The 11,975-nt window shown below is 34.1% G+C and carries 10 protein-coding genes and 4 pseudogenes; 7 read left to right on the top strand and 7 right to left on the bottom strand.

What is annotated here, in order from left to right:
- Positions 1-306: 306 nt before the first annotated feature.
- The gene (locus C564_RS0129750) at positions 307-1,968 is read right to left on the bottom strand and encodes a M4 family metallopeptidase (protein WP_018767970.1); all 1,662 of its coding nucleotides are present in this window, start codon (positions 1,966-1,968) and stop codon (positions 307-309) included.
- Between the two features lie 551 nt (positions 1,969-2,519).
- On the opposite strand from C564_RS0129750, the gene C564_RS0129745 reads away from it, so the two are divergent.
- The 6 genes and pseudogenes from C564_RS0129745 (at position 2,520) to C564_RS0129720 (ending at position 5,880) form a co-directional block, all read left to right on the top strand.
- Positions 2,520-2,714: a helix-turn-helix transcriptional regulator gene (locus C564_RS0129745; RefSeq protein ID WP_018767969.1), complete on the top strand. Its 195-nt coding sequence runs from the start codon at positions 2,520-2,522 to the stop codon at positions 2,712-2,714.
- Positions 2,715-2,731: 17 nt separating this feature from the next.
- On the top strand, positions 2,732-3,118 hold the full coding sequence (locus C564_RS0129740; RefSeq protein ID WP_018767968.1) for a hypothetical protein: 387 nt from the start codon (positions 2,732-2,734) through the stop codon (positions 3,116-3,118).
- 146 nt (positions 3,119-3,264) lie between these two features.
- Positions 3,265-3,540: pseudogene (locus C564_RS32985) on the top strand (IS4 family transposase); the annotation flags it as partial.
- Between the two features lie 435 nt (positions 3,541-3,975).
- Positions 3,976-4,449, top strand: a complete 474-nt coding sequence (locus tag C564_RS0129730) for a YbaK/EbsC family protein (RefSeq protein ID WP_018767966.1) — start codon at positions 3,976-3,978, stop codon at positions 4,447-4,449.
- A 32-nt stretch (positions 4,450-4,481) separates the two neighbouring features.
- Positions 4,482-5,249, top strand: coding sequence for a YqcI/YcgG family protein (locus tag C564_RS0129725; RefSeq protein WP_018767965.1), 768 nt, complete (start codon positions 4,482-4,484; stop codon positions 5,247-5,249).
- Entirely contained in the window at positions 5,242-5,880 is a 639-nt protein-coding gene (locus C564_RS0129720; protein WP_018767964.1) for a LysE family translocator, read from the top strand. Before C564_RS0129725 ends, C564_RS0129720 begins: the two co-directional genes overlap by 8 nt.
- 186 nt (positions 5,881-6,066) lie before the next feature.
- On the opposite strand, the pseudogene C564_RS33960 reads toward C564_RS0129720, so the two are convergent.
- Positions 6,067-6,942: pseudogene (locus C564_RS33960) on the bottom strand (hypothetical protein).
- A gap of 96 nt (positions 6,943-7,038) precedes the next feature.
- Positions 7,039-7,515, bottom strand: a pseudogene (locus tag C564_RS0129710) (IS4 family transposase); the annotation flags it as partial.
- Positions 7,516-7,869: 354 nt separating this feature from the next.
- Here C564_RS0129710 and C564_RS0129705 point away from each other — a divergent pair.
- Positions 7,870-8,223: an SdpI family protein gene (locus C564_RS0129705; RefSeq protein WP_018767962.1), complete on the top strand. Its 354-nt coding sequence runs from the start codon at positions 7,870-7,872 to the stop codon at positions 8,221-8,223.
- A gap of 713 nt (positions 8,224-8,936) precedes the next feature.
- Here C564_RS0129705 and C564_RS0129700 read toward each other — a convergent pair.
- From C564_RS0129700 to C564_RS37915, 4 genes and pseudogenes are all read right to left on the bottom strand, one after another.
- The gene (locus C564_RS0129700; protein WP_018767961.1) at positions 8,937-9,506 is read right to left on the bottom strand and encodes a YdeI/OmpD-associated family protein; all 570 of its coding nucleotides are present in this window, start codon (positions 9,504-9,506) and stop codon (positions 8,937-8,939) included.
- Positions 9,507-9,857: 351 nt separating this feature from the next.
- A complete protein-coding gene (locus tag C564_RS0129695) occupies positions 9,858-10,370 on the bottom strand; it encodes a DinB family protein (RefSeq protein ID WP_018767960.1) in 513 nt (170 codons plus the stop codon).
- Positions 10,371-10,455: 85 nt separating this feature from the next.
- Positions 10,456-11,373, bottom strand: a complete 918-nt coding sequence (locus C564_RS0129690; protein WP_018767959.1) for a helix-turn-helix transcriptional regulator — start codon at positions 11,371-11,373, stop codon at positions 10,456-10,458.
- Positions 11,374-11,729: 356 nt separating this feature from the next.
- Positions 11,730-11,837: pseudogene (locus tag C564_RS37915) on the bottom strand (IS6 family transposase); the annotation flags it as partial.
- Positions 11,838-11,975 lie beyond the last annotated feature (138 nt).

Here is an 11,975-nt window from a genome sequence, read left to right as displayed (position 1 = left end):
CAAAATCAAGTGAAGTTCATCCATCAACTATTTGGAATTGCTGCTTAAGACTAGATTCCACTAGGAAACTTTTCGCCTCTTTATATCTTTCCTAAGTATTTGCACCAGAACCAGTTGATGGGCATGTATGGTGACCCCTTATAGGAATGATGGAAGATCAGCTAGATTCATCGAACGCGCCGTTTACCTCATTCGATGGAGTATATGAATACTTCCCCACCCAAACGCAGCCTTGAGATGGGAGAGTATCATTTGAATTAATAAATTATTGAAAAATCTTGTTGAAATAGAGACATTGAATAAACATTAGTTAACGCCAATAGCATCAAAAGCTTTCTTTACCGATGTAACTTCAGGTGATTGTGCTCCATATAAATCTGCGGCCGATTGTAAAGTAGCTTGTCTTGCTTGAGAAAACGTTGCTGATTCTGTTAGATATTGAGTATTTGCACGGTAGAAGACTTTACCCATCTTCTCTTTACCAATACCACTCACTGTTACTCCATAATGAGTACCACCCTCTGCAATTAGGTACGCCGCTTTATTAATAATACCACTATTTGTATGTACTAATTTGCTTTGATTAGATCCTGTGTAGCGTTTTGAATAATGGTCTGGATCACCATATTGTGTTGGATCACTCATAGATCGAAGTGCTTGTCCTGATTGGAAAAATAAATCTTCACCAATTAAATAATCAGGATTTGTACCTTTATAGTATTCAATTAATGTACCAAAAATATCTGACATCGATTCATTAAGCGCACCAGATTCATCTTGGTATACTAAATTTGATGATGTTTCTGTTACTGCATGTGTTAGTTCATGGCCAATAGCATCAATAGCAGCTGTAAATGGTCGTGTTGAACCATCTCCATCTCCATATACCATTTGCTTTAATTCTGGACTCCAGAATGCATTCCCGTACTGTTGTCCGAAATGAACAGATGAAATAATTTTGGAGCCGTTCCCGTCATAAGAATTTCTTCCCTGAACTTTTTTATAATAATCATAAACTACCCCTGCATAAGCGTGTGCGTCAACAGCCGCCTGTGCATTTTTACTTGTAAAACTGTTAGTAGTATTACTTAAAAGGACACCTGGAAGAAAAGAAGTGTCATCATCATTCCCTTGATTTTGTGCATCATACGTGTAAATCCCCTGTCCACGTGTAGTATCTACTAAATAATAAGCATTATTAGATTTTAAGAGATTCAGATTTTTTGTATTACCAAATGAATCTTTTCCTGTACCCGTTGTTGCTGTTCCAGTAAGGCTTTTGGGACTTTGTACTGCATGTAAAACCTCGATATGGTCTAGAACCTTTCCGGTTGCTGCTTCAACAAAATAATCATGACTCTCTGGTTGAGGTGATAAATATCCTAAATGGACATGATAGGCATATGTTACTGTGTCATCTTTCGTATATACAACGAGTTCCGATGTCGGTTTCACAGTATAGTTTGGTGTCAATCCTAATTCTTTTTCTGCAATAGAAACAGCTTCTTCAGAAGATACTTTTTTGTTTGGCTGCTGTAATTTTTGATCCAAATCAGGTATGACAGTTCCTGAGAAAACGGTTAATACCCCTTTATCATTCACGTGTGCAACTTGTGTAGAGCCCCATACTGGAACACCATTATAAGTTTGTTGTAAACGAACAACTTTTGATCCAAGTTGATCCTGTTCTTGTTTCTTTACAGTAAATGATTCTTTAGCACTCTTTGAACCTATTTTATATTTGTCCTTATTTCCATCAATATAACGAAGCACCACATCCTCGGTATTTTTTGAAGATGGTGTAGTGAGTTCTCCAGAGATAAATTCTGTGGATTTAATAGTTTCATTATACTTTTCTGTAGATAGCACATTATTTGGTGTAGCTGCATAGCCAGATGTCGGTAAACTAATTGATGTAGCAACAATACTAGCTGATAATAATACTGTTAAACTTCGGTTTTTTTTCATGTTCTTTCTCCTCTATTCTAATTTTCTACAAATTAAATTAACAGAAAATTTAATTTGTAGGAAAATTATATTTTCAGTCCCCTCTAATGTAAAGGTATAATTTTGTATTAAATGGAAAATAATTCATATTAATATTATTAATTTAGTGCGAATTAATTTGCAAATTACTTTAGAATGTTGAATTTACTCAATTTGTATAACAAATATGTAATTTTGCATTTATCTAAAATGATTTAGATAAATAAACATTATTTAAAATTAAACCTACATAATCTTAAGTTGATGGGCATGGGATACTTCAAAATTTTAGCTTGATGGGCATGGGGTACGGAAACATTGCCATCAAGCTAACAAAGAAAAAGCCCCCAAAATGAAAAAACGGTATTCTTTCTATCTAAGATGTAGGAGGACTATCGTTTTTTATTGTAAGAAAGCTTTTAAAACTATTAGTAGTGTATATAACTGTAAAAAGTTTTTGACATTTATAGTAGAATTATATAAACTAATAATGTAAAAAGTTTTTGACAAAATTAGAGGTGATGTTCATAAAAATGGAGAACATAATTCGTATTTTACGTAAGGAGAAAAAGCTTTCCCAAGAAGATTTAGCTAAATTATGTCATGTTTCGAGACAAACGATTAATGCGATTGAGAATAACAAATATGATCCTACATTGGAACTTGCTTTTAATTTAGCTAACTCTCTTGGTGTAACAGTTGATCAATTATTTATTTATAAAAGCTAGATAAGGAGAAGGAACAAATGAAAAATGGAATTAATGTCTTATTTACTTGTTTATACATTGTGATTATGGGTTTACTTGCTTTTGAATGGTATGAAAAGCAACAGCTTTCTATAACTTCGTTATTTGTAGCAACAGTTATTTTGCAATCATTATTTATGAAGAGAATTTTGAAAGGTAAAAAAGAGAGTGAGCATTTTATTGATGAAATGTTTTTACATATCAGACAGAAAAGCTTATCGATTTGTTGTTTTGTGATGTATGTAATAACTTTAGGTACTTTATTTTTATCAGAAGGTACATGGAATTTTAACCATATGCATAATAAACCATTAATCTTTTTGGTGTTTTTATATCCTATCGTTTACCAAGTTAGCCATATGTTCGTGTCAAAACGGAACTCTTAATTTAAAAGTTTAGGCTGTTTAATATTGTAAAAGAACGTTATCCTTCCTGTGGAAATATACAGAAAGGATAACGTTTTTTTATGACTTTTTCTATTTATCCATTCTATATATAGATAATAAGTAGATAGAATAGGAGAATCAATCAAATGACCAAACTTTCCATTTCGAAAGAATTTCAATTACTCTCTCAAGAGTTACAATCCATTTTTTCTCCACAAGCCTTAAAACAAATCGCAAAGAAGACAGGATTTGTTCAACGTACAAGTAAATATAAAGCACAAGATTTATCTGCTTTATGTATTGGCTTAGGGCAACAGGTTGCGAGTCATTCTTTGAACCGTTTATGTGGGGCTTTAGAAGAAGGAACAGGTGTATTGATGAGTCCAGAAGGACTCAATCAACGATTTAATGACAAAGCTGTTGCGTTGGTTCTGATGCAAACCTCGAATGCTGTCAAAATACACACAAAAATATGAGATTAATTACGAACATTCAATCTTTACAAAGTATAAAAATACGGATTTTTATACTAATTCCCGAACAACTCATTCACATAAAAATGTAACATTCATGTTGGATTATCTACGTAATCATATTTGCACCAGAACCCTCAAAACCCGAAAAGAAATCAGAAAAATATTTATCAATACTTTATTACATAAGAAAAGTTTAAAATTTTTAAAAATAGCAAAAAAGTTGTGATATATTCCTAATATAGAATATTAAGGGGTAAATACTTATTATTACCATTAATCTAAGTATCTCCAATTGTTCATTTGGAACTATTAAGAAAATATTAGTTATATAGATATAAAAAGCGTATTATTCAGTAAACAAAATGCAAAAGGAGAATGAATATGTATAATCAAGTAATACAACTTTTAGAAGAAGCCGATATACCTTATTCGCAATATGAACATGAACCAATTTTAAATTATGATACAGATAGAAAGATTAGAGAAAGATTCAACTTGGAAGGAGTCCCAAGTAAAAGCTTATTTTTAAAAGACAAATCTGGAAACAATTATGTACTTGTTACCATTGAGGAAGAAAAATTAGATTCAAAACTTATGAAAGAGCTAACAGGCAAGAGAATTTCTATTTGTTCAGAAGAAGAGTTAATTGAAAAAACTTCTTGTGTTCCTGGGTGTGTAGCACCATTCGGATATCAAGAGGAAATTACCCTAGTTATAGATCGAAAAATTTATAACTATAATAAGTTTCTACTATCTCCAGGCGTACCTGAGTTAACAATTGAAATACACACAAAAGATATCGATAAAATTTTAGATATAGTGAAAAATAGTATTTTATTTTATGAGAAAAAATAATAAATTTATAGGCATACTAAGGAGGAGCTAGAATGGTAATACAATCTACCAAATCTTATTTGTATAATCAAAAAAGAATTCTTAAAGAACAAAGTATAGACTTCTTAGAAGATTGGAAAATACAATCTTTCAATAATTTTCATACTAGCATTATGGATAATTCTAAGCCATTCCCTTGTTATTTTGCAGTAGATTCTGAGAAACATGGATGGTCCAGATATTTATTTGCCGATTCGGCCTATGATGAAAGAGAGTTAATGAAACTTAGAGATGGGATTTATGAATATATAAAAACATATCAACAAATTGCAAAACGAACTACACTCGTAATATTTTTCAAGCCTTCAGATAAACAATTGATGGCTGAAGAGTATAAAAAACAATTCTGGAATGTACTACAATTTTTAATAAAACATGACCCTGAACCATGGAATCCAGAGATACCAACAGACCCTTATCATGCTAAGTGGGAATTTTGTTTTGCGGGTGAACCCATATTTGTGGTCTGTAGAGCTCCTATTTATGATGAGAGAAAGAGTAGATACACAGACACTGGTCTCGAAATTACTTTACAACCTCGAGGAACCCTGGATGATATTACAGGCGATACAAAACAAGGGAAACAAGTTCGTAAAGTCATTAGAAAACGATTGTTAGCATATGATGACATTTCAATTCACCCCGATATAGGTGATTATGGTACAAAAGATTCATACGAATGGAGACAATATATGTTACCCGAGACGAATGATGAAAGTGTAGTAAGATGTCCTATTACAGGTGCAAAGAAATATGATTAGCATGATATTTAGCTATATATTGTTAGGAGTTTCTCTTTCTGCTCCTGTAGGTCCAATTAATGTAGCTCAAATAAATAAAGGAATAAAGAATGGTTTTTGGAGTGCCTGGTTGGTAGGAGTAGGCGCAATGTCAGCAGATATAATTATGATGTTACTAATTTATTTTGGTGTTTCGACATATCTAACGACTCCAATTGCCCAACTTTGTATTTGGATTTTTGGTTTTGTTACAATGCTTTACTTAGGATATGAAAGTATTAAAGATGCTCCTAAACAAGTACAGCATTCTTTAACAGGCGAAAAGGAACATCCCTTCAAATCCTTTCTATCCGGATTCGCCATTGCTATTTCAAATCCACTAAACATTGTATTTTGGATAGGGATTTATGGTTCAGTTCTCACTAATGCAATAAATACGATTGGGAAAGAACAGGCTCTATGGTATAGTACAGCTATTTTTGCAGGTATTATGTTGTGGGATTTATTTATGGCTACATCCATTCATTTAGGTAGACGCTTTGTAAATCGTGTTGTTATGAAATGGTTTTCCATTTCAGCAGGTATTATTTTAATTGGTTTTGGTATTTATTTTGGTTACCAAGCTGTGCTAGAAATCAAACATTTATTATAGAATTCTTAATAGGGGTCACCATACATGCCCATCAACTTAAGAAAGTCTAATACTGTTTCATTAAAAAATGTTTTAGACTATAGAATACAGTATTATACTGTTGAAAAATGGTTGTAGACTAAAAAAGATACTCTCTATGTGAAAGTATCTTTTTTCTTTTATATATTTGTATCTTAGAAATAGCAACTATGCATTCAATTGATTCGTACCCTCGTCGTATACCATGTTAATTTTTTTGTTGTAATTTTTTTAGGAATAATAAAATTTCTTTACTGGGCATACCGCAATCTCTAATGTGAAATCTATTCCCTTTTCCAATTTCTAATTCATATGAGATTAAGGTAATAGGAGTATTGCGAAAAATATACCAAGGAAAGTATAAGCTTACAAAGTTTTCTCTAAAATATATTCCTGATTTACATACCAGAATACCAGTTGCACTCCTACCCAAACTACCCAGGAGAGAGGTATCTAAGAAAGCAATAATTTCTTCGTCATTCGGAAGAACATACTTAGAATACTTTTATGTTTTTTTATAGGAATATGATTATTTGCATATAAACCATTATCTTCTTCTAACAATTCACCATATACTTCAAAAAGGATACATGTTTCTTGTATATGATTAACCTGTATTATAGGCTGGATATCATAACTTTTTGAATGATGGAATGAATCTCTAATGGTTTCAATTAATTCTTTAAATAATGTTATTGGATAGTCACTTCCACCAATACTAAACATCTCTTGCGAGTCAAAAGAAAGAGATGTCCCATTGGTACACTCAATTTTTTGTACTTGAGATAATTGTTTCCACTGTATATTCCCTTTAGCTAAAAAACAATTTTTCCAATATAATCCTGAACTTGTGAAATAAACACCAGCTTTTCCAGTATTAAAAAGACTACAACTTAAAAAAGCGAAAATATGATCTTCTGCTGGTATAGCGAACCGCTTCTTTGCAATAGATAAGAAATCATTAGGTATTCTCTTAACATAAAATCTAGACTGTTGATATGTTAAACAGATATCAGTTAAGTGTCTAATATTGATAGTCTGTATGATATATATCCATTCCTTTAATGTTTTTTATACACCTAATTATAACATTAGAATATAATATTTTTTTAACATTAGCTTAAATTATAAACGAGTCTAATATTCTAATTGAATTTTGATTCCAGCTGCTTGGGCACATCCTCCAGAGCCTGGATATACATTCTCTAAAGTATTTGGCACTTGAAATACGGTGGCATCTAGGATACGGATTCGTTGGAAATAAGAAAAGAGACGGTTAGAAATTTGCGTTTGTTCACATACCTTTTGTTGTAATAGTAAAGAAAAAATATGTTTTAAAAACAAAACTGCTTTCTCATTTAAACGTTTATTTAAGCCCTCAGGGCTGAGTAAAGTACCAGTAGCTGCATGAAGCCTACTACATAATCGGACTAAGGGATCACTTGCCATCCGTTGACTGACCCAAATACAAATATTAGCTAAATCCGAGCCGGAAAACTTACGTTTTCGCTTTATAAATCCGATTTCTCTTGCAAGTTCTTCTAAAAATACAGGTGTAACATATCGCTGTAATTCTTTCGCAAATGGTTGTAGCTCATCTTGAATCGAGAGATTCATAAGAAAACGTCATCCTTTCTAATCTAGCTTGTTTAGAAAGAATAACGTTTTTTTGTACTTAAGAGTATTAAAATCTCTTAAGTTTATGGGCATAGGACTAAGAAAAAAGATTAATCAAAATGGATTCCTCTCTTTTGGGATGAACTTTCCCCTTTTATAAAAAAGTTTGATTAAAAATCCCTTAGAATTCTTTAATTGAAAGAAGCAAAGTAACAAGCATCGCATCTCTTTTTACACGTCGTAACTTTATTTTAAAGCCACAAATAGTGATTTTATAAATGTCAGAGTGCCGCCACAAAACACCATTAAAATAGTATAATTAGTTTATAATAACATTTTATGGAGATGGTTAAAATGATATACAGTCTTGTGAATATAGGAGTAAGTCTGGTAATTGGAATTATCTTTATATCAACTTCATTACTATTGAAAAAAAGACCACCAACAGATATTAATGTAATATTTGGCTATCGAACAACTAGGTCTATGAAAAACATGAAACTTTGGGAAGCTGGAAATAGGTATAGCTCTGAAATCATGACACAAAATGGAGTTATAATTATTATACTAGGAAGTATTATCAGCCTGTTTTTAAATAACCCTTCCACTGCAATACTTTTAATTATGGGAGCTATGCTATTACTAATAATCAGTATGTTTATAAGAGTGGAGAATAAGCTAAAAAAACTGGAAGAACCATGTAGCTAAAATTTTTGTATGGAGTATTTGTGAAGCTTTATAAAAAAGTTCGATCAAAAATACTTTGTAAACTTATATTGTACGATAAAAAAACGCATCTATTTTGAAAAAGGATTCGTTTTTTTTTGGAATAGACATTCCATTTTTAAAAGATGTTTGATTAAGACCTACTTAGAATTTCTTAATTAAAGGAGATAAAATATCACAACTTTTTTATAAACACCGTGACTTTATTTAAAAACGACATTAGAAAGAAATACGTTTTTTTGTACTTAGGGGGAGTGAAAATTCTTAAGTTTATGGGCATGGGGTCACCATATCAAAAAAAGAAAATTGTACGTTTAGACACATTTTAGACACAAATCAACCTATTCTCTTTACGTTAAGGAAAAGATGGCATACGGCAACGATTCTTTACTTTTGGAGCCACTGAAGATAAATGTACTTTATAATCCCATTTTTATAGTTTTTTCGTATTCGGTATAGTAAAATGCCTTAAAAACTATGAAAATTGCCGAGTGGCTCAAAAAAGAAGAATTTGTTGCCGTATGCCTAAAAAACACCTCTAAAATACATTAAAAATAAAATAATCAAGCTCACCCTTATAAACTTGAGAATTCAATGTTTCATAGATATGGGTTCAGCCGATAGGGGTGGGTTATTGACGCTCACTTATAGCACCAACTTAACAAACAATTTATCTCTATTCGATCTAGCGCATCTTAATAATCTAGTAGGTGTCCATTATCATTCCATTGACCGTACATTTTATTTTCTTTAGTGTTCGTTATAAATTTGTCTAATCTACTCTTAAATAATTCTGGCTGATTTTTATTGCTTTGTATCGTGTCAATCCGAACTCTTTTATAAAGAGCTGGAAATGCCAAAAAATTCTCATATACTTGCCCGTCCTCTTTTAGCCTTTCCTCTATAACCCTATCTATTTTAAAAGAATCGTAATCCATATCAGGAAGTACCCTTCTTCCCTCGTCTTTCATTAATCCCAACTTTTCGAGGCGGCGGACACGTTCTTTATTCAATTCAGTCCATGAACTTTTTTTGCTTCTAGGAGACAGTCTCTGCGCCAGTTGGGTTTCAGATATTTTCTTTTTGACTCCATCAATCCATCCAAAGCACAAAGATTCTTCGACCGCGTCCAAATATAGCAACGTATCTGGGGTTGGCTTCATACTAACTACTACCCAACAAAATTTTTCAGTTTTACAATTTCCTTGTAGCCAAACCCTTAAATCTTCTCTCGATTTTACTGGAATTAGATTTTCAATTTCCATAGATAAAACCATCTCCTTTCTAAGTATGGAAAGTAATTATATTCATTATATAACCTTTGACTCTAGTCAATATTGAAGTTATGAGCAAGAGGGTATAAGGATGCATATATTCATTTTACAAGCAGTAAAAAGGTCGATTTCTCTGTTCTCAGAAATATCGACCTTTTTAGACTAAATTGATTAAATTCAAAGCAACCTCCGGTGCTTTAACCAAGGTACAAAAACGATTTTTATACGTTCTTGCTGTGGATTTAGATACTGATGCTGTCATTTCATCATATCGAAGTTCTCCTGTCCGTTGTACAGAAAACTGCACTGGATATCATCGACATACTCTCTCGACGTCAGAGATTAAATTGATTCCACAGATTCCTGATACCAAAAAAGTGAATAGTCGTTCATGGTAGATGCGTGGCCCAACTGACGCAACATTGTAGAAACATTGCCCCTGTGATAGGTCCCGTGATTGACCACATGCAGTACAATTTCCGACAACCGTGTTTGGCGGATGCTGGCAAATGGATTTTCAAGCAGAATGGTTTGCTCCAAATCGGTCTGGCTTCGGAACCATTCTCTGTATTGTTCCGCTAACTCGGCAAAGTTATGAGCGTATTCATCTACAGAAGACAGGATACTCTCATTCAATGGTATGCATGCTTGCAGCGCCTCTTGCATTCCATTGCCTGTTAAAACCAGATACCACATCTTATCAACCGCATAGATATGACTAAGGGCATGGGCGATGGTGGGAAACGAGCTGTTCACTTCTTGACTCAGCACAGAGGACGGGAGTTCCTTGATTCTCCCAAGAATCGTTTGGTTAGCCCATATGTGGTAGTTATACATTGCTATTGGATGATTCATAATTCGTATCGTCTCCTTTTGACTTATCATGGATTTGATTTTGTTCCTATAGTTATAATAAAAAAAGATATATGACAACAGTCTGTCATATATCTTCATAAAGTTTGAGCGTATTTTGAAGTTGTTCTTTGATGATTCCACGCAGTGCTAGGGGCTCCAGGACTTCGGCACCACTTCCAAAACTTAGCAGAATGGACCAGAGCCATCGTGCTCTCAATGGCTTATAAACAGGAATTCGCATCGTCATACTTCCATCGGCATGAAATTGCTTATCAACCTGGTGAAACTGATCCATCGCTTCCGCCAAAGCCTCCTTCCCCACCCGGATCACTACATCCTCCAACTGATCTTGCCATCCCTTGTTTGACAAAGCAACCTCTTCCGGCACCTCGTGATGCGGTTGAAAAGTTTCCTGTGTCACGAACAAATTCATCAACCGAGACAGTCGGAACTCCCGATAATCTCGCCGAGTTCGACAAAACCCATAAATGTACCAATTACGATATTTAAAATGAAGCCTCAGCGGTTCCATATCACGGGTCGTGCGTTCATTCCTTGCATTGATATAATCAAAGCGGACGATATTTTGCTGGATAATGGATGTGCGTAAATGGCGAAGCGCGTCGGGCTCCGTGCGGTGGGTTTCCAAGTCCACGGACAGACTCGTGACGTGATGCTCCGGTCCAATCGTCTGCAGTCTTTCGATGGTCCCCTGCGCAAGCTTGTCTTCAAACACAGTGGAGAGGCTTCTGAGAACAGTAATCAGGGAATTGACATCGTAAGAACCGAGCAGGCTTTTATCCATTTTGTATCCGTCCATCATGCCATATCCGCCATTAGATCCCTGATACGATACGACCGGGAAACCCGCAGCACAGATCACATCGATATCCCGATAGATGGTTCTTTGGGAAACTTGAAACTCTTCAGCCAGCATGGAGGCAGACAAAACTTCGTGATTCAGCAGCTTGTAGATTATGGAGATCAATCGCTCCAATTTCATGTGTATCCCCGCCCGTTAGTTCATTTCGTATTACTGCTCATTAGTATATCACAGATTTTTTCTTTCTAATCTTGGGATTGGTCTGCTTGTTGTGTCGTAGGTAAATGAATTTATTTGACCAAACGGAGGAACACACTTCGTCTGCCGCCGCCAAACCCACGTTAGAAACCATCACCTATCGCCGCTAGATGTGAAGTCAAACTGGACAGCTATCCTTCTATCGGCAAGAACAGCATTTTGCCCGATTAGGCACCGCCCTATCTCCGCAAATGCTGGCTAACTAGATGATGCACGCCACCGGTTCTGTTGCAAAGTTTGAAAAAAGTATAAACAGGTTGGTAAATGAGGAACAATGTTTAGGAAGTAGCTAGTAATTGTTGAAGTTCATTGTACGTTGAAAAGGCGGAGTCTCTTTGAAGACTTCGTCTTTGTTTATATAGGGCATGAATGGTCTCGATACCTTTTCTTACGATTAGTCAACTGTTTTTCAGAGTTCTAATTCATTAAATGTCGGAGATTTTATGGCAATTATATTGCAAAACAAATACCCCTAATATGTATTCATTTTTTTACTAGGGGGGAGAATATGATATGATGAATGA

It is taken from the genome of Bacillus sp. 105MF (assembly GCF_000374885.1).
Lineage (GTDB): Bacteria > Bacillota > Bacilli > Bacillales > Bacillaceae_G > Bacillus_A > Bacillus_A pseudomycoides.
Note: the sequence above shows the minus strand (reverse complement) of the source record. Positions and strands in the feature narration are given on the sequence as shown.